This is a genomic window from Enterobacteriaceae endosymbiont of Donacia provostii, assembly GCF_012570145.1.
Lineage (GTDB): Bacteria > Pseudomonadota > Gammaproteobacteria > Enterobacterales > Enterobacteriaceae.
In genome coordinates, this window is sequence record NZ_CP046206.1 from 311463 (window position 1) to 334507 (window position 23045).

At 24.1% G+C, this 23045-nt stretch carries 19 protein-coding genes and 1 pseudogene; all 20 read right to left on the minus strand.

Annotated elements, in window-relative coordinates:
- Window positions 1-3: 3 nt before the first annotated feature.
- Window positions 4-1827 (minus strand): annotated as a pseudogene (gene ftsH / locus GJT93_RS01570) (ATP-dependent zinc metalloprotease FtsH); the annotation flags it as partial.
- A 36-nt stretch (window positions 1828-1863) separates the two neighbouring features.
- Complete coding sequence (locus tag GJT93_RS01575; protein ID WP_168821860.1) at window positions 1864-2496, minus strand: RlmE family RNA methyltransferase; 633 nt, start codon at window positions 2494-2496, stop codon at window positions 1864-1866.
- Between the two features lie 209 nt (window positions 2497-2705).
- Entirely contained in the window at window positions 2706-6935 is a 4230-nt protein-coding gene (rpoC, locus tag GJT93_RS01580) for a DNA-directed RNA polymerase subunit beta' (RefSeq protein WP_168821861.1), read from the minus strand.
- A 70-nt stretch (window positions 6936-7005) separates the two neighbouring features.
- Window positions 7006-11019 carry a DNA-directed RNA polymerase subunit beta gene (gene rpoB, locus GJT93_RS01585; RefSeq protein WP_168821862.1) on the minus strand — a complete coding sequence of 1338 codons (4014 nt, stop codon included), beginning with the start codon at window positions 11017-11019 and terminating at the stop codon, window positions 7006-7008.
- A 91-nt stretch (window positions 11020-11110) separates the two neighbouring features.
- Window positions 11111-11479 (minus strand): 50S ribosomal protein L7/L12, encoded by a 369-nt coding sequence (rplL, locus tag GJT93_RS01590; protein ID WP_168821863.1) that lies wholly within the window; start codon window positions 11477-11479, stop codon window positions 11111-11113.
- Between the two features lie 43 nt (window positions 11480-11522).
- Entirely contained in the window at window positions 11523-12011 is a 489-nt protein-coding gene (gene rplJ, locus GJT93_RS01595) for a 50S ribosomal protein L10 (RefSeq protein ID WP_168821864.1), read from the minus strand.
- Window positions 12012-12146: 135 nt separating this feature from the next.
- Entirely contained in the window at window positions 12147-12848 is a 702-nt protein-coding gene (gene rplA, locus GJT93_RS01600) for a 50S ribosomal protein L1 (RefSeq protein WP_168821865.1), read from the minus strand.
- Window positions 12849-12854: 6 nt separating this feature from the next.
- Window positions 12855-13280, minus strand: a complete 426-nt coding sequence (rplK, locus tag GJT93_RS01605) for a 50S ribosomal protein L11 (protein ID WP_425483315.1) — start codon at window positions 13278-13280, stop codon at window positions 12855-12857.
- A gap of 68 nt (window positions 13281-13348) precedes the next feature.
- On the minus strand, window positions 13349-13894 hold the full coding sequence (nusG, locus tag GJT93_RS01610; protein WP_168821866.1) for a transcription termination/antitermination protein NusG: 546 nt from the start codon (window positions 13892-13894) through the stop codon (window positions 13349-13351).
- A gap of 1 nt (window position 13895) precedes the next feature.
- Window positions 13896-14270, minus strand: coding sequence for a preprotein translocase subunit SecE (gene secE, locus GJT93_RS01615; protein ID WP_168821867.1), 375 nt, complete (start codon window positions 14268-14270; stop codon window positions 13896-13898).
- 134 nt (window positions 14271-14404) lie between these two features.
- Window positions 14405-15589, minus strand: coding sequence for an elongation factor Tu (gene tuf / locus GJT93_RS01620; RefSeq protein WP_168821868.1), 1185 nt, complete (start codon window positions 15587-15589; stop codon window positions 14405-14407).
- A 57-nt stretch (window positions 15590-15646) separates the two neighbouring features.
- Window positions 15647-17761 carry an elongation factor G gene (fusA, locus tag GJT93_RS01625; RefSeq protein WP_168821869.1) on the minus strand — a complete coding sequence of 705 codons (2115 nt, stop codon included), beginning with the start codon at window positions 17759-17761 and terminating at the stop codon, window positions 15647-15649.
- 154 nt (window positions 17762-17915) lie between these two features.
- A complete protein-coding gene (gene rpsG, locus GJT93_RS01630) occupies window positions 17916-18386 on the minus strand; it encodes a 30S ribosomal protein S7 (RefSeq protein ID WP_168821870.1) in 471 nt (156 codons plus the stop codon).
- A gap of 42 nt (window positions 18387-18428) precedes the next feature.
- Window positions 18429-18800 (minus strand): 30S ribosomal protein S12, encoded by a 372-nt coding sequence (gene rpsL, locus GJT93_RS01635; RefSeq protein ID WP_168821871.1) that lies wholly within the window; start codon window positions 18798-18800, stop codon window positions 18429-18431.
- 41 nt (window positions 18801-18841) lie between these two features.
- Window positions 18842-19141, minus strand: coding sequence for a sulfurtransferase complex subunit TusB (gene tusB, locus GJT93_RS01640; RefSeq protein ID WP_168821872.1), 300 nt, complete (start codon window positions 19139-19141; stop codon window positions 18842-18844).
- Between the two features lie 15 nt (window positions 19142-19156).
- On the minus strand, window positions 19157-19528 hold the full coding sequence (gene tusC, locus GJT93_RS01645; protein WP_168821873.1) for a sulfurtransferase complex subunit TusC: 372 nt from the start codon (window positions 19526-19528) through the stop codon (window positions 19157-19159).
- Window positions 19528-19929: a sulfurtransferase complex subunit TusD gene (gene tusD / locus GJT93_RS01650; protein ID WP_168821874.1), complete on the minus strand. Its 402-nt coding sequence runs from the start codon at window positions 19927-19929 to the stop codon at window positions 19528-19530. Before tusD ends, tusC begins: the two co-directional genes overlap by 1 nt.
- Window positions 19930-20036: 107 nt before the next feature.
- The gene (gene fkpA / locus GJT93_RS01655; protein ID WP_168821875.1) at window positions 20037-20870 is read right to left on the minus strand and encodes an FKBP-type peptidyl-prolyl cis-trans isomerase; all 834 of its coding nucleotides are present in this window, start codon (window positions 20868-20870) and stop codon (window positions 20037-20039) included.
- Between the two features lie 150 nt (window positions 20871-21020).
- The gene (gene asd / locus GJT93_RS01660) at window positions 21021-22133 is read right to left on the minus strand and encodes an aspartate-semialdehyde dehydrogenase (RefSeq protein WP_168821876.1); all 1113 of its coding nucleotides are present in this window, start codon (window positions 22131-22133) and stop codon (window positions 21021-21023) included.
- A gap of 124 nt (window positions 22134-22257) precedes the next feature.
- Window positions 22258-22938 carry a uracil-DNA glycosylase gene (ung, locus tag GJT93_RS01665; protein WP_168821877.1) on the minus strand — a complete coding sequence of 227 codons (681 nt, stop codon included), beginning with the start codon at window positions 22936-22938 and terminating at the stop codon, window positions 22258-22260.
- Window positions 22939-23045 lie beyond the last annotated feature (107 nt).

The window sequence follows — 23045 nt, forward strand, 5'->3', positions numbered from 1 at the left end:
TTTTTTATCCCATTCTGGAGGTCTTACTTTTTTTCTAGCCATTAAATCATCAATTTGTGCTGATCCTATAGTTTCATATTTTATGAGCGTATCTTTCATCGTATGTAAAATATCAATATTATTTTGTAATATTTTTAAAGCTCTTTCATAATTTTCTTGTATTAAATATTTTACTTCTTGATCAATAATTTTTGCTGTTTCATCTGACATATGTTTTGCTTTAGTAACTGATCTACCCAAAAAAATTTCACTTTCTTCTTCTAAATATAATAAAGGACCTAATTTTTTAGAAAATCCCCATTGAGTAACCATATTTCTTGCAATATTAGTTGCGATTTTAATATCATTAGAGGATCCTGTTGAAACATTTTTTTCACCATAAATAATTTCTTCTGCTATTCTTCCCCCATATAATGTTGAAATTTTACTTTCTAATTGTTGACGACTAATATGTATTATATCAATTTCAGGTAAAAAAAATGTCACACCTAAAGCTCTTCCTCTAGGAATAATAGTAACTTTATGTACAGGATCATGATCTGGAACTAGTCTACCAATAATAGCATGTCCTGCTTCATGATAAGCAATGATTTCTTTTTGTTTTTCTGTCATAACTAAAGAACGTCTTTCTGTACCCATCATAATTTTGTCTTTAGCTTGTTCTAGTTCTAACATAGATACAACATTATGATTTTTACGTGCTGCTAATAATGCTGCTTCATTTATTAAATTTGCTAAATCAGCTCCTGAAAAACCTGGTGTTCCTCTTGCTAAAATTTTTAAATCTACTTCTTTAGATATAGGTACATTTTTTATATGTATTTGTAGTATTTGTTCTCTTCCTCGAATATCAGGTAAACCTACCATAACTTGACGATCAAAACGACCTGGTCTTAAAAGAGCTGGATCTAATACATCTGGACGATTCGTTGCTGCAATAACAATAACACTTTCATTATTATTAAAACCATCCATTTCTACTAACATTTGATTTAATGTTTGTTCCCTTTCATCATGTCCTCCACCTAATCCTGCACCTCTTTGTCTCCCTACAGCATCAATTTCGTCAATAAAAATAATACATGGAGAAGATTTTTTAGCTTGATTAAACATATCTCTTACTCTAGAAGCACCTACACCTACAAACATTTCTACAAAATCGGAACCTGAAATAGTAAAAAATGGTACTTGTGATTCTCCAGCAATAGCTTTAGCTAACAAAGTTTTACCAGTACCTGGAGGACCAACCATTAAAATTCCTTTAGGAATTCTACCTCCTAATTTTTGAAATTTAACTGGTTCTTTTAAATAATCAACTAATTCTTTTACTTCTTCTTTTGCTTCATCACATCCAGCTATATCATTAAATGTAACCTTAATTTGATCTGGTGTTAACATTTGAGCTTTACTTTTACCAAATGATAAAGCTCCTTTACTACTATTTTGTAGTTGACGAATAAATAATATCCAAATACTAATTAATAATAACATTGGAAACCATGAAATAAAAATAGATAGTAATATACTAGGTTTTTTTATAGGTTCGCCTAATACTTTAATATTTTTTGAAAATAAAATTTTTAATAAAAATGGATCATATGTAGGGATATATGTAATATAATTACTTTTATTTTTTCTAAAAACATGAATCTGCCTACCATTAATACTAGTTTTTAAAATCTTATTTTTTCTTACTTCAGATAAAAAAGTTGTATATGAAATCTTTTCTTTTTTACTTAATGAATTTAAACTGTAACTCTGGACAGTTGATATAAATATAACTGAAATTGCTAACCAGAGCATTAAATTTTTTGCCATATCTTTCAAAGAGTAACCTCTTATAACTGTATAATATATTTAATATTAATTTTTATATCCTTTTGCAACAATATAAATTTCACTAGATTTAGATCTAGAAGCATTAGGCTTCCTAATTTTTACTATTTTAAATATAGAATTAACTTTATTATAAAATTTATTAAATTCCTTACAGTAAAAAGTTTTTAGTAAAAGAACCCCATGATTCTTTAAATAAGAATAACATAATTTTAAGACTAATTCATTTAGATTCATAATCTGAGGTATATCTATTTCTTTTATACCAGTAATATTAGGAGATAAATCAGACATAATCATATTAACTTTTGTTTTATTTAATATTTTAAGAGTATTATCTAAAAAAATAGAATTATAAATATTGCATTGATAAAAATTAACGTTTTTAATATAATCCATAGGTAATAAATCAAATGCAATAATTTTACCTTTATGACCAATTTTTGATGAAGCAAAACTTGACCAGCCTCCAGGAGAAGAACCTAAATCAATTAATGTTATATTTTTTTTAAAAATTTTATCTTTATTATCTATTTGTTTTAATTTAAACCATGATCTTGATCTATATTTATTAATATCTTTTTTAACCATCTTTATATATAAATCTTTAGAATTATTTTTTAACCATAATTTAGATTTTTTATGTTTTTTATAAATCATAAAAATTATTTATTTAATAATTATCTTTATATAAATTTAATATTTAAAAATAAAGAATTCTACAAAATTTAATGTTCTAATTACACTAATTATTTTTCTTTAATACAGTTTGTGTATTATAACATTATTTATATCTATAATTATATGTATTTTTTATGATAAAATAGTAATTTGTTATAAATTATAAAATTTACTATATATATTTATTTTTAACTATTATTTAAATTAGAATTAGCATTTAATAATTCTGTTAAATTAGCAGCTGCTGAATCTACAGAAGAAATATTATTTTTCTTATTATTTATTTTTTTTTTATTTATACGATTTGTATGGTATGTATAACCAGTTCCTGCAGGAATTAATCTTCCTACAATGACATTTTCTTTTAATCCTTTTAATTCATCAATTTTTCCTGCTACTGAAGATTCAGTTAAAACTCTAGTAGTTTCTTGGAAAGAAGCAGCTGATATAAAAGAAGAAGTTGCTAATGATGCTTTAGTAATACCTAATAAATCCCTATTATATTCTGCTAATTTTTTTCCCTGTTTTTTTAATTTTTTATTTTCAATTTTAATTAACGATACTTCTAATTGTTCACCTTCTAAAAAATTAGAATCTCCCATTTTAGTTATAGTAGCTTTACGTAACATTTGTCTAACAATTACTTCTATATGTTTATCATTAATTTTAACTCCTTGTAATCTATAAACATCTTGAACTTCATTTATTATATAATTAGTTACAGCATTAACTCCTCTTAATCTTAAAATATCATGTGGAGATTCAGGACCATCAGAAATAATATCTCCTTTGTTAATTAATTCTCCTTCAAATACATTAAGCTGTCTCCATTTTGGTATCATTTCTTCATATGCTTTTTGATCAGAATTTAAAGGAGTAATAATTATTCTTCTTTTTCCTTTTGTTTCTTTTCCAAATGAAATAATACCACTAATTTCTGCTAAAATAGCTGAATCTTTAGGTTTCCTAGCTTCAAATAAATCAGCTACTCTTGGTAATCCTCCAGTAATATCTTTAGTACCACCTGATTCTTGAGGTACTTTTGCTAAAATATCACCAGCATTAATATAACTATTATCTTTTAAATGTATAATAGATTTATTAGGTAAAAAATAATGTGCTGGCATATCAGTTCCAGATATTATTATATCTTCATTATTATCATTAACAATTTTTATCATAGGTCTAAAATCTTTCCCTATTAATGGTCTTTCAGAAGTATCTAGAACAACAATAGATGCTAATCCTGTTAAATCATCAGTTTGTTTTATAATAGTTTGTCCTTCTAACATATCAATAAATTTAACTTTACCACTTACTTCTGTAATAATTGGCATAGTATGAGGATCCCAATATGAAACTATTTCTCCTGATTTAACATTAACTCCATTTTTTTTTGTTATAATAGCACCATATGGTATTTTATAACTTTCTATAATTTTATTTAAATGATTAATAATTTTTAATTCAGCATTTCTAGAAATAACTACAAGTTTATTAACAGAATTAATAACTGATTTTACATTTGCTAGTTTTATAATTCCATGATTTTTTATTTGAATACTAGATTCTGTTGCAGATCTTGATGCTGCACCTCCAATATGAAATGTACGCATTGTTAATTGTGTTCCTGGTTCACCTATAGATTGTGCTGCAATGACACCTACTGCCTCTCCTTTATTTATAATATGTCCTCTAGCTAAATCACGCCCATAACAATATGAACATACACCAAAATGAGTTTCACAACTTACTACAGATCTTACTTTTATATTATCAATAGCATATTGTTCTAATATATTACAATATTTTTCATTTAATAATGTATTTCTAGGAATAAGAATAATTTTATTATGACTATCTTTTTTATAAATATTTTCTGCAGTTACTCTACCTAACACTCTTTCTCTTAAAGATTCTTTTATATTTCTTCCTGTAATAATAGAAGAAATTTTAATTCCTTTTAAAGTTAAACAATCATCTTCTGTTATAACTAGATCTTGTGCTACATCTACTAATCTTCTTGTTAAATATCCGGAATTTGCTGTTTTTAATGCTGTATCAGCTAATCCCTTTCTAGCTCCATGAGTAGAAATAAAATATTGTAAAACATTTAATCCTTCTCTAAAATTAGCAATAATTGGAGTTTCAATAATGGAACCATCAGGTTTAGCCATTAAACCTCTCATACCAGCTAATTGTCTAATTTGTGCAGCAGAACCTCGAGCTCCAGAATCAGCCATCATAAAAATATTATTAAAAGAACTTTGTTCTACTGTAATACCATTTTTATTAATTACTTTTTCAATAGATAAGTTTTTCATCATAGCTTTTGATACTTTTTCATTAGCAGCAGCCCAAATATCAATAACTTTATTATATCTTTCTCCTGCAGTTACTAAACCAGATTGAAATTGTTCTTGAATTTCATTTACTTCAGATTCTGCTTCATTAATAATTTCAATTTTATTATGAGGTATAAGTATATCATCTATACTTACAGAAGCACCGGATTTAGCTGCATAATAAAAACCAGTATACATAATTTGATCTGCAAAAATAACTGTAGATTTAAGTCCTAAAATTCTATAACATTTATTTAATATATAGGAAATATCTTTTTTACCTAAAGTCTTATTTATCATACTAAAAGGAATACCTTTAGGTACTTGATTCCAAAAAATAGCTCTACCAATAGTAGTTTTTACAATAATTTTATTTTTAATCCATTTATTTGTTAATAAATCTTTATTATATTCTTTAATTCTTACTTTTATACGAGCATGTAAATCAGCTTGTCCTATATTATATACATATTCTGCTTCTTTAGGACCAGTTAATATCATTCCCTCTCCATAAGCATTGATTTTATCTTTAGTCATATAATATATTCCTAATACAACATCCTGAGATGGCACAATAATAGGTTCTCCATTTGCTGGAGATAAAATATTATTAGTAGACATCATTAAAATACGTGCTTCTAATTGTGCTTCTAATGTAAGAGGAATATGTACTGCCATTTGATCTCCATCAAAATCTGCATTATAAGCAGCACATACTAAAGGATGTAACTGTATAGCTTTACCTTCAACTAAAAGGGGTTCAAATGCTTGTATTCCTAATCTATGTAAAGTAGGAGCCCTATTTAATAAAATAGGATGTTCCTTAATTACTTCATCTAAAATATCCCATACTATGGGTTCTTCTTTTTCTACCATTTTTTTTGCAGATTTAATAGTATTTGCAAATCCTTTAATTTCTAATTTACTATATATAAATGGTTTAAATAATTCTAATGCCATTTTTTTAGGCAATCCACATTGATGCAAATGTAAATAAGGACCAACAGTTATAACTGATCTTCCAGAATAATCAACTCTTTTACCTAATAAATTTTGTCTAAATCTTCCTTGTTTACCTTTAATCATATCTGCTAAAGATTTTAGCGGACGTTTATTAGATCCTATTATTGCCTTACCTCTTCTTCCATTATCTAATAATGCATCAACTGCTTCTTGTAACATTCTTTTTTCATTTTTTATTATAATATCAGGGGCTGATAATTCTAATAAACGTTTTAATCTATTATTACGATTTATAACTCTACGATATAAATCATTTAAATCTGATGTTGCAAATCTACCTCCATCTAAAGGGACTAAAGGTCTTAAATCAGGAGGTAATACAGGTAATACATTCATAACCATCCATTCTGGTTTATTTCCAGAATATATAAAAGATTCTAATAATTTTATTCTTTTAGCTATTTTTTTTCTTTTAGTTTCTGAATGAGTATTATATAATTCATTACGTAATAATTTACATTCTTTTTTTAAATCTATATTTTTTAATAAATACTGTATTGCTTCTGCCCCCATTTTAGCTTCAAATTCATTTCCAAATTCTTCTAATAAATTTATATATTGTTCTTCAGATAAAATTTGTTTCTTTTCTAAAGATGTTATACCTTCATTTATAACAACATAGGATTCAAAATATAAAACTCTTTCTATATCTCTTAATGTCATATTAAGTAATAATCCAATTCTAGAAGGTAATGACTTTAAAAACCATATATGTGCAATAGGAGAAGCTAATTCTATATGTCCCATTCTATCTCTTCTTACTTTTGTTTGTGTAACTTCTACCCCACATTTTTCACAAACAACACCTCTATGTTTTAAACGTTTATATTTTCCACATAAACATTCATAATCTTTAATAGGACCAAAAATACGAGCACAAAATAAACCATCTCTTTCCGGTTTAAATGTACGATAATTAATTGTTTCAGGTTTTTTAACTTCTCCAAAAGACCAAGATTTTATCATATCAGAAGAAGCTAGAGAAAGTTTTATTGAATCAAATTCTTCTATCTTATTTTTTGATTTTAAAAAATTAAATAAATCTTTCACAAATTACTTACCTCAATTATATTACTAACTAGATTAGTAATCTTTTTATACTTTATTTATAAAATTTTAATTATTTATTTTCTAAATTAATATTTAAACCTAATGAACGTATTTCTTTAAGTAATACATTAAAAGATTCCGGAATACCAGCATGCATTTGATGATTACCATCTACTATATTTTTATACATTTTTGTTCTACCATTCACATCATCAGATTTTATTGTTAGCATTTCTTGTAATGTATATGCTGCTCCATATGCTTCTAAAGCCCAAACTTCCATTTCACCAAATCGTTGTCCTCCAAATTGTGCTTTTCCACCTAATGGTTGTTGTGTAACAAGACTATATGAACCAGTAGATCTAGCATGCATTTTATCATCTACTAAATGATTTAATTTTAACATATACATATATCCAACTGTAACTGGTCTTTCAAAAGCTTCTCCTGTACGTCCATCATACAATTTTATTTGTCCAGAAATTGGTAAATTCGATAATTTTAATAATTCTTTAATTTCTTTTTCGTTAGCTCCATCAAAAACTGGTGTAGCAATAGGCATACCTTTTTTTAAATTGTTTGCTAACAAAAGAATTTCTTTATCGGTAAAATGATTTAAATTTATATTTTGACATATATTATCACCTATATTATTATAGGCTTTATCTAAAAATATACGTATTTTTTCTATGTTTTTTTTTTTTTTTAATAAAATACTAATTTGATCTCCTATTCCTTTAGCAGCCATACCTAAATGAGTTTCTAAAATTTGCCCTATATTCATTCTAGAAGGGACACCTAAAGGATTTAATACAATATCAACAGGAATACCATTTTGGTCATATGGCATATCTTCAACAGGACAAATTTTAGATATAACACCCTTATTACCATGTCTACCAGCCATTTTATCCCCTGGTTGTACTTGTCTTTTAACAGCTAAATTTACCTTAATAATTTTTAAAATACCAGGAGCTAAATCATTACCTTGTGTAATCTTAATTTTTTCTAAATTTATTTTTTTTTTAAATTTTATTTTGATTTCTTTATATTTTTTAATAAAATCATTTAATTTTTTTTGTTTTTTTTTATCTTTTATATGTAGAGAAGTTATCAAATCTATATCCATACTATTAAAATTAGTAGTAATAATTTTTTCTTTTAATAAAAAATCTTTTATATTTAAAAGTATATTTGTCTCAAAAATTTTTTGTTCTGTTAATAAATCTTCCTTAATTTGCATAAATTGCATTTCTTCTATTTCTAAAGTTCTCTTATCTTTTTTTACCCCATCTCTTGTAAAAATTTGTACATCTATAACAGTTCCATACATTCCATTAGGAACTCGTAAAGAAGTATCTTTTACATCAGAAGCTTTTTCACCAAAAATTGCACGTAATAATTTTTCTTCAGGTGATAATTGAGTTTCACTTTTAGGTGTTACTTTCCCTACAAGAATATCACCATTTTTTACTTCGGCACCAATATATACTATTCCACACTCATCTAATTTAGATAAAGATGATTCACTTACATTTGGTATATCAGAAGTAATTTCTTCAGATCCTAACTTTGTATCACGAGATATACAAGACAATTCCTGTATATGTATAGTAGTAAATTTGTCTTTTTGTACAACTTTTTCAGATAATAAAATAGAATCTTCAAAATTATATCCATTCCATGGCATAAATGCTACCCGCATATTTTGTCCTAATGCTAATTCTCCTAAATCTGTAGCAGGACCATCAGCTAATATATCATTTTTTTGTATATATTCACCTAAATCAACACATGGTGTTTGATTTATACATGTATTTTGATTTGATCTTACGTATTTTTCTAAATGATAAATATCAATGTTATTGATAACATTATTTCTTTTAATAATAATACGTTTAGAATCTACATATTCTACAATACCAGAATGTTTTGCAATAATTGTAACACCAGAATCTATAGCTACAATTTTTTCCATACCAGTTCCTACTAATGGTTTTTCAGTTTTTAATGTAGGTACTGCTTGTCTTTGCATATTAGCACCCATTAATGCTCTATTAGCATCATCATGCTCTAAAAATGGTATTAAAGAAGCACCTACAGAAACAATTTGTTGTGTAGAAACATCCATATAATGGATTTGTTCTTTTTTAAAGAAACTTGCTTCTCCTTTATAACGACATGTAATAAAATCATCAATAATATATCCATTTTTATCAATATTAGTATTAGCTTGAGCAATAATAAAATTACCCTCCTCAATAGAGGATAAATAATTAATTTTATTAGTAACAAATCCATTTTTAACTAATCGATAAGGAGTTTCTAAAAATCCATATTCATTTGTTCTAGCATAAACTGATAATGAATTAATTAAGCCAATATTAGGTCCTTCTGGTGTTTCTATAGGACATACCCTACCATAATGAGTAGGATGAACATCACGTACTTCAAATCCTGCCCTTTCTCTTGTTAATCCTCCTGGACCTAATGCAGAAATACGTCTTTTATGTGTAATTTCTGATAATGGATTATTTTGATCCATAAATTGTGAAAGTTGACTAGAACAAAAAAATTCTTTTAAAGCAGCAGAAATAGGTTTAGCATTTATCATATCCTGAGGCATTAAAGTTTCTAAATCTCCTAAAGATAATCTTTCTTTAACAGCTCTTTCAACACGAATTAAACCTATACGAAATTGATTTTCTGCCATTTCACCAATAGAACGAATTCTTCTATTACCTAAATGATCAATATCATCAATACTACCATTACCATTACGAATAGTAATTAATTTTTGAATAACATCTACAATATCTTCTTTACTTAAAATTCCAGGTCCACAAATATTATTTCTTGATAATGAACGATTAAATTTCATTCTTCCAACAGGAGATAAATCATAACGATCTTCAAAAAAAAATAATTTTTTAAATAAAAGTTCTGCAGCTTCTTTAGTTGGAGGTTCTCCAGGACGCATCATTCTATAAATTTCTACTAAAGCATCTAAACGGTTAGTTGTATTATCTATTTTTAATGTTTCAGAAATATAAGAACCATGATCTAAATCATTTGTAAAAATTGTTTCAATAATATTTTGATTAAGAAAAATTTTATTAATTATATCTATAGTTAAGGGATGATTTGCAGAAATAATTACTTCACCAGTTGTTTTATCTATATAGTCTTTAATAACTATTTGTCCTACCATATATTCTATAGGAATATTAATATATTTGATATTATCCTTTTTTAAACGATTAATATGATATAGAGTAATTCGTTTACCTTTTTCAATATAAGTAATATCGTTTTTTTTAATATCAAAAAATGCTGTTTCCCCTCTTAATCTATCTGGTATTAATTTTAATGTGATATTTTTATTTTTTATTTTATAAATATTTTTTTCAAAAAAAATGTTTAATATTTCTTCTACATCATAATTTAAAGCTCGTAAAATAATTGTAACTGGTAATTTTCTTCTTCTATCTATACGTACAAAAATATTATCTTTAGAATCAAATTCAAAATCTAACCAAGAACCTCTATAAGGAATAATACGAGCATTATATAATATTTTACCTGAAGAATGTGTTTTTCCTTTATCACTATCAAAAAACACTCCAGGACTTCTATGTAATTGTGATACTACTACACGTTCTATTCCATTAACTATAAAAGTACCATTTTTTGTCATTAATGGTATTTCTCCCATATATACTTCTTGTTCTTTTATATTTTTAATAGGTAATTCAGGATTTTCTTTATCATAAATAATTAGTTGTAATTTTACTTTAATAGGAACTGCATATGTCATACCTCTAATATGACATTCTTTCATAGTAAATAATGATTTTCCTAAACGAAAACTCACATATTCTAATTTAGCATGTCCACTATAACTAGAAATAGGGAAAATACTTTTAAATGCAGCTTCTAAACCATATTGTCCTGTAGGATCTTGTGTTATAAATTTTTTAAATGAATCTATCTGGATAGAAAGTAAATATGGAATATTTAAAACTTGAGGTCTTTTTCCAAAATTTTTACGAATACGTTTTTTTTCAGTTTGAGAATAAACCATATGGTTCCTCAGTTATCTGATAAATTAAAAAATTTAGTTGAATTAAAAGTTAATTTTATAAATAAGTTTTTTACTGAAATTTTTTATAAAATTATTTAATTTCTATTTCAGCTCCTGATGTTTTTAATTTAGATTCTAAATCTAATGCTTCTTGTTTCGAAATAGATTCTTTTAAGATTATAGGAGCTGATTCTACTAAATCTTTAGCTTCTTTTAATCCTAAATTCATAATACTTCTAACAGTTTTTATAACAGAAATTTTGTTATTTCCTATACTTTTAAGATATATATTAAATTCAGTTTTTTCTTCTTTTTTATCTTGTTGTTTATTATTATTTTGTGAATTTGTTATTATACTAGAAACACCAAATTTTTTTTCTATAGAATTAATTAAATCCATTATATCTATAATGGACATTGATTCTATAGCTTCTATTATTTGTTCTTTAGTTACTGCCATATTATATTCCTAAAATATTAAAAATTATATTTATAAAATAAATTTATTTTATATTTTTAATTGCAATTAAAACTCTATAAAATTTTCCTATAGAAATATCTTTGATAATTAATAAAAAACGTATAATAGCTTCTTTATATGTAGGTAATTCTGCTAAATCATTGATATTTTCACTAGAAATTATTTGATTATTAAATGAGGCTGCTTTAATTATTAAATTTTCATCTAATATACTAAATTTTTTTAGTAAACGTGCTGCAGTTCCAGGATGTTCAAATGAATAGGCAATTAATATTGGACCATGTATTAAAGGTCCTAAACATTCAAAATTACTACCTTTAATAATTAATTTTAATAATTTATTTCTAATAATACTTATTATAACATTCTGATTTTTACATTTTTTTCTTAATATATTTAAATTATTATTATTAACACCACAAAAACTAGCAATAACAGCTGATAATGCACGTTTATTTATTTTACTTATTTTTGCAACAATCATTTTTTTTTTTTTTAAATTTAAAGACATTATAAGATTATTGCACTCCTAATATTTTATAAAATGATGATTATCATAATTTATAATATAAAATGATTCAAATAATTAATTTTTCATTAAAAATGATGACTATAATATATTTATTTTTTTTTGTAAAGAAAAATTTTAATTTAATAAATTAAGACATTCTTTAGTAATATTTAAAGCTATACCCATAGTAGATGATATATATATTTTTTGTATAAAATTATTTTTTAATTGTATTGGTTTATATTTTTTTAAATTTTTTAAAAAAATTATTAAATTTTCTTTAATTTTATTGTTTTCAAAATTAATTTTACCGATCATAGTATGTATAATACCATTTTTATCATTACGAAAATTAATTTGTCCAGAACGAATATTTTTAATTGCTTTATCTATTTCATTTGTTATAGTACCTAATTTAGGATTAGGCATTAGTCCTTTAGGTCCTAAAATAGGTCCTAACTTAGTAACTAAATCCATAGCTTTTGGAGTAGAAATAACTATATCGAAATTTTTTTCACCATTAGTAATTTTAGTTAATAAATCTTGCATTCCAACTAATTCTATCCCTAATTTTTTTGCTTGTATCGCTTCTTTTCCATCTGCAAAAACAGCTATTTTAATATTTTTTCCATTACCATGAGGTAAAAATACATTACCTCTAATATTTTGTTCAGTTTTTTTAGGATTAATACCTAAAATAATTGCAATATCAATACTTTCAATAAATTTAACTTTACTTAAAATTTTTAATTGATTAATGGCTTCTAAAATAGAAAATTGTTTTCTAAAATCTATATTTTCATATATTAATTTCATTCTTTTAGTTAGTTTTCTCATAATATTTTAATCCTTAATTATTAAACCCATTGATATAGCAGTACCTTTTATAGAAGACATCATAGATCTAATATTAGTTCCATTCATATCAATATATTTAATTTCTGCAATTTTACGAATTTGATCATTTGTAATTTCTCCTACTTTATCTGTTTTAGGTTTATTAGCCCCTTTTTTAATATTTAATATCTTTTTTATTAATGCAGACACTGGAGGAGTTTTAGTTATAAATGTAAAAGTTTTGTCAACATAAATCGTAATAACTACAGGTATAGGTATTCCTTTTTCTAAATTACTAGTTTTTAAATTAAAATCCTTACAAAAATTCATAATATTTATACCATGTTGTCCTAATGCAGGTCCAATAGGAGGACTAGGATTTGCACTACCTGCTGGAACTTGTAATTTAACATAAGTTTTAATTTTTTTCATAATATAGAATCTCTATTTATTATTATTTATATATATATTATATTTTATATATATATGATTGTAAAAAACTATCCTTTTTCTACTTGTCTAAAATCTAGATCAACAGGAGTTGATCTACCAAAAATTGATACTGAAACTTTTAATCTATTTTTTTCATAATCTACTTCTTCTACTATTCCATTAAAATCCGAAAAAGGACCATCTTTTACTCTAATCATTTCTCCTGGTTCAAATATTGTTTTTGGTCTAGGTTTATCACCAATTTTTTGTAAACGTTTAATAATAATATTTACTTCTTTATCACTTATAGGAGAAGGATTATCAGATGTTCCTCCAATAAAACCTAAAACTTTAGGTACACTACGTACTAAATACCAACTTAATTCTTTCATTATCATATGTACTAATATATATCCGGGGAAAAATTTACGATCACTTCTATATTTTTGTCCTCCGCGTATTTCAACTATAGCTTCAGTAGGTACTAAAATTTTTCCAAATAAATTTTTCATGTTATGAATTTTGATATATTCTTTTAATGATTTAGCTACACGTTTTTCAAAACCAGAACGAGCTTGAATAACATACCATTTTTTTGTTGAAGATTTATTCATTTTATAACCTCGTTCCAGTTAAATAAGATATTATATAAATTAAAAAATTATCTAGTATATAGATAAGAAAAGATACAATTATAGTAATAATAACTATAATATAAGTTGTATATAGCGTATCTTTATAAGAAGGCCATATAACTTTATATATTTCCATACGTGCATTATGTATAAATGCAAATAAAATTTTTCCTTGATTTGTAGATATAATAATAAAACTAATTAAAGTTAATATAAAGAAAAATAAAGTTAAACGAACAAACAAACTCATATTTTGATAAAAAATACTACTAGCTATAATAGTAATAATTAATATTAAAATATTAATACATTTGATAAAATTTTTTATGTTTTTTTTAAATTTTATAATATTCATTATATATTAACCAAAAAATATTTATATAAAATATATAAATGCATGTTATTAATAATTTATATAATTTTATATATTACAACATACAAAAGAATCAAAGGGATAATAATAATCCCTTATCTTCTTTTATAAAATATTTATTTTAATACTTTTGTAACTACACCTGCCCCTACAGTACGTCCACCTTCACGAATAGCAAAACGTAAACCGTTTGACATAGCTATAGGATGAATTAATGTTACAACCATATTAATATTATCTCCAGGCATAACCATTTCAACATCAGATGGTAATTCTATAGTTCCTGTTACATCTGTAGTTCTAAAATAGAATTGTGGACGATATCCCTTAAAAAAGGCTGTATGTCTTCCACCTTCATCTTTTGATAAAATATAAACTTCTGCTTCAAATTTTGTATGGGGAGTGATCGAACCTGGTTTTGCTAAAACTTGACCTCTTTCTATATCTTCTCTTTTAATGCCTCTAAGTAAAATTCCAACATTTTCACCAGCACGTCCTTCATCTAATAATTTACGAAACATTTCTACACCAGTACAAATAGATTTAATAGTATTTCTAATACCTATAATTTCTACTTCTTCACCAACTTTTATAATACCTCTTTCTACTCTTCCAGTTACTACAGTACCTCTACCAGAAATAGAAAAAACATCTTCTATTGGTAATAAAAAAGGTTTATCAATTTCTCTAATAGGATTAGGTATATAAGTATCTAATGAATTTGCTAATTCGATAATTTTTTGTTCCCATATTTTATCACCTTCTAATGCTTTTAAAGCAGATCCTTGAATAATAGGAGTTTTATCTCCAGGAAAATTATATTGTGTTAATAAATCACGTACTTCCATTTCTACTAGTTCTAATAATTCTTCATCATCAACTAAATCACACTTATTAAGAAATACTATAATATAAGGTACTCCTACTTGTCTAGCTAATAAAATATGTTCTCTTGTTTGGGGCATAGGACCATCTGTTGCTGCAACAACTAATATTGCTCCATCCATTTGTGCAGCACCTGTAATCATATTTTTTACATAATCCGCGTGTCCTGGACAATCAACATGTGCATAATGACGATATTTTGTATCATATTCAACATGTGAAGTATTTATAGTTATACCTCTTGCTTTTTCTTCGGGTGCATTATCAATTTGATCAAATGCTTTTGCAGAACCACCATATTTTTTTGATAAAACAGTTGTTATAGCTGCTGTTAAAGTTGTTTTTCCATGGTCAACATGTCCTATAGTACCTACATTAATATGAGGTTTAGAACGTTCAAATTTTTTTTTAGACATGATATAATCATCCTTCTAGTAAGAAATTTCAAAATAAATATTACTATTAATTAAGTTTTATAATTTAGATCTAGATTCTATAATTTTTCTTGTAATACTTATAGGTGCTTCAGTATATTTTAAAAATTCCATAGTATAAGATGCTCTTCCTTGACTATAAGAACGTAAATCAGTTGCATAACCAAACATTTCTGATAATGGAACACAAGCATTTATAATTTTACCTGTAGGAATATTATTCATTCCTTCTATAATACCTCTTCTACGATTTAAATCACCAATTACATCGCCCATATATTCTTCAGGTGTTTCAACTTCTACTTTCATTATAGGTTCAAGTAAAATAGGATTAGCTTTTTTAAAAGCATTCTTAAATGCAATAGCTGCTGCTAATTTAAAAGCTAATTCAGAAGAATCAACATCATGATAAGATCCATAATGAAGTCTTACTGAAATATTTACTACTGGATAATTTGCCATAGGACCTGATTTTAATTGTTCTTGAATACTTTTATCTATAGCTGATATATATTCATTAGGTATTACACCACCTTTTATGTCATTAGTAAATAAATAACCTGTATTATTTTTTGGTGTTTTAAGGGGGGAAATATCTATAACAACATGACCATACTGTCCTCTTCCTCCGGTTTGTTTTATATATTTACCCTCTATATTATGTACACTATTTTGTATAGTTTCTCGATAAGAAACTTGAGGTTTACCAATTTTAGCTGAGATATTAAATTCTCTTTTCATTCTATCTACAATAATTTCTAGATGTAATTCACCCATACCAGCTATGATAGTTTGATTAGTTTCTTCATCAGTCCAAGTTCTTAAAGAAGGATCTTCTCTAACAAGACGATTTAAAGCTAAACCCATTTTTTCTTGATCTATTTTTGTTTTAGGTTCTATAGCAATTGAAATTACAGGTTCAGGAAAATCCATAGTTTCCAGAATAATACATTCTTTAATATCACATAATGTATCTCCTGTTGTAACATTTTTTAATCCAATAGCAGCTGCTATATCTCCAGCATAAACTTTTTTAATTTCTTCCCTTTTATTAGCATGCATTTGAACAATTCTACCAATACGTTCTTTTTGTTTTTTAATAGGATTATATATAATTTCTCCACTACTAACAGTTCCAGAATATACTCTAAAAAAAGTTAAGTTACCTACAAAGGGATCATTAGCTATTTTAAAAGCTAATGCAGAAAATAATTCATTATCATTAGTATTACGTGTTAATATGTTTTTATTATTAATAGAGATACCTTGAATTGGAGGAATATCTTGTGGAGAAGGTAAATAATCAATAATTGCATCTAATAATGCTTGAACACCCTTGTTTTTAAAAGCAGATCCACATGTAATTAAAGTAATTTCATTATTTAATACTCTTTTTCTTAAAGCAGATTTTATCTCTTGTACAGAAATTTTTTCACCATTTAAATATTTTTCTAATAAAATTTCATTAGATTCTACTGCTGTTTCTATTAATTTTTGATTCCATTTTTTAACTTCTTTTTCCATGTCTTTAGGTATATTAACATAATTACAATTTATTCCTTGGTTTTTTTCACTCCAATTTAATGCTTTCATTTGTATTAAATCAATTATACCTGTAAATTGATCTTCTGATCCTATAGGTAATTGTAATGGTATTGCTTCTGTTAATAAATTATTTTTAATTTGTTTAATAACCTTTATAAAATTTGCTCCCATTCTATCCATTTTATTTATAAAAGCAATTCTAGGAACTTTATATTTATTAGCTTGTCTCCATACTGTTTCTGATTGAGGTTGTACTCCACCTACAGCACAATAAATCATTACTACTCCGTCTAATACTCTCATAGAACGTTCTACTTCAATTGTAAAATCTACATGTCCAGGAGTATCAATAATATTTATTCTATGTGATTTATATTGATTAAACATACCTGACCAAAAAGCTGTAGTTGCTGCAGAAGTAATAGTAATACCTCTTTCTTGTTCTTGTTCCATCCAGTCCATTGTAGCAGCACCATCATGTACTTCTCCTATTTTATGATTTACTCCTGTATAAAATAAAATTCTTTCAGTAGTAGTAGTTTTCCCAGCATCAATATGTGCGCTAATACCAATATTACGATATCGTTTTATATGAGTTATACGATTCATATTATTCCTCTATCCTTATTATATAAAAATTTTATGATGATATTTTAAATATTTTTTAAAGAAAAAATAAATATTGATTTAGTCACAACATATATTATTAATTAATTGATTCATTTTTATTTTAATTAAAATTATTTAAATTTTGATTATTATTTTACCAACGATAATGTGCAAAAGCTTTATTAGCTTCTGCCATTTTATGTATTTCTTCTCGTTTTTTAACTGCATTTCCTTTATTTTCTAAAGCGTCTGATATTTCATTAGTTAGTTTTAAAATCATAGATTTTTCTTGTCTTTTTCTTGCAGAATTTACTAACCAACGTATAGCTAAAGTATTTCTTCTAGAAGGTCTTATTTCTACTGGAACTTGATATGTTGATCCTCCTACTCTTCTTGATTTTACTTCTACTACAGGTTTGATATTTTCTAATGCATTTAAAAAAATGTCTATTTCTTTTCTACCTGTTTTTTTTGTAAGTTCTTTTAAAGAAGAATAAACAATAAATTCTGCAATAGATTTTTTACCATTTATCATAATAATATTAATAAATTTTGCTAATAAATCTGATTCAAATTGAGGATCTGGTGATATTTTTCGTTGACTTACTATACGTCTACGAGGCATAAAAATTACTCCATTATTTTAATTAAATTAATTTATAAAAATTTACTTAGGTTTTTTAACTCCATATCTTGATCTTCCTTTTTTACGATTTTTTACTCCGGTACAATCTAACGTACCTCTAATTGTATGATATCTTACTCCAGGTAAATCTTTAACTCTTCCTCCTCTAATTAAAATAACAGAATGTTCTTGTAAATTATGTCCTTCTCCAGATATATAAGAAGTAACTTCAAAACCATTTGTTAGTCTAACTCTACATACTTTTCTTAAAGCAGAATTAGGTTTTTTAGGAGTTGTTGTATAAACTTTTGTACATACTCCTCTTTTTTGTGGGCAAGAATTTAAAGCCGGTACATTAGTTTTAATAATTTTACGAGATCTATTTTTACGGACTAATTGATTTATTGTTACCATTTTTTTAACCTAAAATAATATGTTTTATTAATAAAAAATAATTACCATAATATTTGTTTTTTGTGTTTTATTGTTAAATCAACAAATTTTGTATAATTTATTCTTATTATTATATTAGAAATATTTAAATTTAAACCTCTAGCTAATATATCATTATTTATAGCAAAAATTAAGATTTTCATTTTTTTCTTAATTTTAATAATTTTTTGCATATATAAGCTATTTTTTAATCCAGCCAATACTCCATCCTGAATTAAAAGTAATTCATCATGTTTATGTAAACTATTTAATAATAAAGAAAAATTACAAGATGTTGGAGAACTAAATAGGGTATATAACATATAAAATATATTTATTTAATTAAAATTAATAATTATATCATAATTATTAATTTTTTTTTTCCATATTAAAGGATGAATAATTTTAATTGGTAACATCCAATTATTTTTTTTGTTATTTTTTTCTATACCTAAGGTTTTAAGAGATTCTGAACAAATATAATAATTATTAATATTACAAAATTTTAAAATATTTAAACTAATATTATAATTGTTTAATAAAAAATTTTTCGTATTTTGTTTACTATATATTTGTAAAATACCATCTCCTATAAAAAATAAAGCTATATCCTCAGTAAATGAGGATATAGAAAGAATTATATCTATTCCTTCTTTATTAATAATATTTCCATATGGAGATTTTGAAAATATAAATGCTATTTTATTCATTAAAATTGAACTAAACGATCACAAGTTAATACAGATTTTGTAAATGTACTTAAAGTTGTTATTTTAAATGTATTATCAATAATATCATATTTTTTTTGATAACTTAATAAATTTTCTTTATTATAATCATTGTCTATTATTAGACCTCTTCTTTTTAAAGAGGTAGTACATATATATAAATTAATATTATACTGTATATTTAATTTTTTCCAATGACTAATTAAATTAAATTCATCTTCATTAAAAATGATATTTTTATTCGAATTAAAAACTCCATCACTATAAAAAAATATATCTTTTATTACTTGTTTTTTTTTTATTACTGCTTTAGTAAATAAATAAGCAGAATAGGAATTCTGTTTGTTGTACGGAGCTGTTGTTATAAATATTACAAAAATCATATTTTGTGACCTGAAAATTTAAAATATTTTAATTATATTTTAAACTTATATACATATTAAAAATATTTTTAATTAATTAAAATTAATGAAAATATAAAAATTAATTATTAGATAGAATTTTTTACATCTAAAAGTTCAATTTCAAATTTTAAAGTTGAATTAGATGGTATACCAGAAATAATTTCTGAACCATAAGCTAATTTTGGAGGAATAATTAATGTTATTTTTCCACCTTGTCTTATATATTTTAGACCTTCTTTCCAACCATCTATGACTTGTTTTAAAGATATAAATAAAGGTTTATTTTTTTCTGTACTATCAAATTCAGTACCATCAATCAATTTTCCTGTATATTTAATAACAACAATCTGATTATTATTAGTAATTTTTTTACCATAACCTAATTTATGTATTTTATATACTAATCCACTATTAGTTTTTTTAAATCCTTTTTCTTTTAAAATTTTTTTAATATATTTTTTACCTAAATTATCATTATTTATAACTTCTTGTTGTATTTTATCAGCACTAAAATTTTTTATATTAGAATCATATAATTGTAGTACTCTATCAATTTCATCATTAGAAAGTTTATGTTTTTTCTCTAATGCATCTGATACACCTTGAAGTATTAATTTCTTATCTAATACCATCTTTAATGTTTTTTGAATTTGAAATGTACGTGTTAAATATTTTCCTATTGTTATTCCTAATGAATAGGAAATTTTATCATCATCATTTTTAAAAAGTTCTTCTTGTTTTTGATTTTTTATGTTTTGTTTTTTTTTTTGATTTTTTATTTTTTTTTTTGTAATACTTGTAGTTTTATTTTGCCACCATGATACATTTTCTAATGTAAATGCATAGGCACTGGATATATTTAAACCAATAAATAACATGAATATAATTAATATTGATTTTTTTTTAGTAAAAAATTTCATTTTTTCTCCAAAATTTTTTAATAATAAATATTAATAATTTTAAACATACTAAAGTTTTACTTATAAAATAAGATAAATTAATTATCTTATTTTATATAAAATATTACTTTTAATAAAAAAATACAAGTTAAATTTTATTTTTTTAGAAAGTTATATTAATAATTTTAACATTCTTCTTAATGGTTCTGATGCTCCCCATAATAATTGGTCTCCTACTGAAAAAATAGAAAAGCAATTTTTATCTATATTTAATTTTTTTATTCTTCCTACATGAATATTTAATTTACCACTAACAGAAGATGGTGTAAGATAATTAATAGTATCATCAAAATTATTAGGTATTATTTTAACCCATTTATTACTATTTAAAATAATATTATTTACATTATTTACAGATAAATTTTTATTTAGTTTTATTGTAAAAGATTGACTATGTGAACGTAGAGTAGGTATTCTTACACAAGTACCATCTATTGGGATAATTTTCTTAGTATTTAAAATTTTATTAGTTTCAAATTGTCCTTTCCATTCTTCTTTTGTTTGGTTAGTATTTTTTATTTTTTTATCTATCCATGGAATTAAACTATTAATTAAAGGGACATGAAAATTTTTTTTAGGAAAATAAGGATCATTCATATACTTTGAGATTTGTCTTTCTATATCAATAATATTTATTGAAGAATTATTAATAAAAGAAGAAATATTTTGGGATATATATCCCATTTGTAAAATTAATTCTTTCATAAATTTAGAACCTGCACCAGATGCAGCTTGATAAGTAGAAATAAAAATCCAATCAATTAAATTATTTTTAAAAAGGCTACCTATAGCCATTAACATTAAACTAACAGTACAATTACAACCAACAAAAGTTTTAATACCTAAATTTAATTTTTGTTTTATATCTTTCAAATTAATAGGATCTAAGACAATTAAAGATTCTTTTAAAGTTCTTAAATTAGAAGCAGCATCGATCCAATATCCTTTCCAACCCATTTGACGTAATTTAAAATATACCTTATTTGTATATTCACTACCTTGACATGTTAAAATGATATCTAATTCATATAATTTTTTAAAATCATAAGCATTTTCTAATGTTAAAAATTTATTTTTTATACTAAAATGATTTATAGTTTCACCATATTGTGAAGTAGAAAAAAAAATAGCATTGATGTTATCAAAATCTTTTTTTTTAATCATCCTTTTTATAAGAACAGAACCAACCATTCCTCTCCAACCAATAAATCCTACAGTTTTCATTTATTGTATCCTATATATTAATTTAAATATATTTTATATATACTATATATAAAATATTGATTTTAAAATTTATTATTACATAATATTTAATTTAAAAATTTGGATAATTATTTTATATAAATAATTAAATCAAACTAATATTCCAATTAATAGGTTTTTTTTTATGTAAAATTAAATATTTATTTGTTTTAGAAAAATGTTTACAAAAATTAAATCCTCTATGAAAAGATAATGGTGAAGGATGTGATGTGGTTAATATTAAATGATCTGATGTAATTAAAATATGTTTTTTTTTTGCATATGTACCCCATAATAAAAAAACAATATTTTTATAGTAAAAATTAATTATTTTAATAACATTATTTGTAAAAATTTCCCAGCCTATATTAGCATGAGATTGTGGTTTTCCTTTTTCAACTGTTAATATAGAATTTAATAACATTACTCCTTCATTTACCCAATTTATTAAATATCCATGATTAGGTATAATAAAACTAGGTATATCGTATTTTATTGCTTTATAAATATTTTTTAATGTAGGAGGTATTTTAATTTTTGGCATAACCGAAAAAGCAAAACCATTAGCTTGATTTACACCATAATATGGATCTTGACCAATAATAACTACTTTTAAATTATTAAAATTTATTTTTTTAAAAATATTAAAAATATATTTTTTTTTAGGATAAATGATTTTATTATTATTTTTAATATCTATATAAATTTTTTCTATTAGTCTTATAAAATATTTTTTTTTTGTTTCTTTTTGAAAAAAATTATGCCATATGATATTTTTATCTTTCATAATATATTAAATTATTTATAAATATAAATTTTTAAAAATATTATATTATGTTAATATGAAAAAATATCCTTGTTTTTAATTAAAATTAAAAATTTTAACCATAAGGA

Coding starts and splice junctions, on each gene's coding strand:
- GJT93_RS01575 (WP_168821860.1), bottom strand. CDS start 2,496: ATGATTTATAAAAAACATAAAAAATCTAAATTATGGTTAAAAAATAAT.
- rpoB (WP_168821862.1), bottom strand. CDS start 11,019: ATGGTTTATTCTCAAACTGAAAAAAAACGTATTCGTAAAAATTTTGGA.
- rplL (WP_168821863.1), bottom strand. CDS start 11,479: ATGGCAGTAACTAAAGAACAAATAATAGAAGCTATAGAATCAATGTCC.
- rplJ (WP_168821864.1), bottom strand. CDS start 12,011: ATGTCTTTAAATTTAAAAAAAAAAAAAATGATTGTTGCAAAAATAAGT.
- rplA (WP_168821865.1), bottom strand. CDS start 12,848: ATGAGAAAACTAACTAAAAGAATGAAATTAATATATGAAAATATAGAT.
- rplK (WP_425483315.1), bottom strand. CDS start 13,280: ATGAAAAAAATTAAAACTTATGTTAAATTACAAGTTCCAGCAGGTAGT.
- nusG (WP_168821866.1), bottom strand. CDS start 13,894: ATGAATAAATCTTCAACAAAAAAATGGTATGTTATTCAAGCTCGTTCT.
- secE (WP_168821867.1), bottom strand. CDS start 14,270: ATGAATATTATAAAATTTAAAAAAAACATAAAAAATTTTATCAAATGT.
- tuf (WP_168821868.1), bottom strand. CDS start 15,589: ATGTCTAAAAAAAAATTTGAACGTTCTAAACCTCATATTAATGTAGGT.
- fusA (WP_168821869.1), bottom strand. CDS start 17,761: ATGAATCGTATAACTCATATAAAACGATATCGTAATATTGGTATTAGC.
- rpsG (WP_168821870.1), bottom strand. CDS start 18,386: ATGCCTCGTAGACGTATAGTAAGTCAACGAAAAATATCACCAGATCCT.
- rpsL (WP_168821871.1), bottom strand. CDS start 18,800: ATGGTAACAATAAATCAATTAGTCCGTAAAAATAGATCTCGTAAAATT.
- tusB (WP_168821872.1), bottom strand. CDS start 19,141: ATGTTATATACCCTATTTAGTTCTCCAACATCTTGTAATTTTTCTTTA.
- tusC (WP_168821873.1), bottom strand. CDS start 19,528: ATGAATAAAATAGCATTTATATTTTCAAAATCTCCATATGGAAATATT.
- tusD (WP_168821874.1), bottom strand. CDS start 19,929: ATGATTTTTGTAATATTTATAACAACAGCTCCGTACAACAAACAGAAT.
- fkpA (WP_168821875.1), bottom strand. CDS start 20,870: ATGAAATTTTTTACTAAAAAAAAATCAATATTAATTATATTCATGTTA.
- asd (WP_168821876.1), bottom strand. CDS start 22,133: ATGAAAACTGTAGGATTTATTGGTTGGAGAGGAATGGTTGGTTCTGTT.
- ung (WP_168821877.1), bottom strand. CDS start 22,938: ATGAAAGATAAAAATATCATATGGCATAATTTTTTTCAAAAAGAAACA.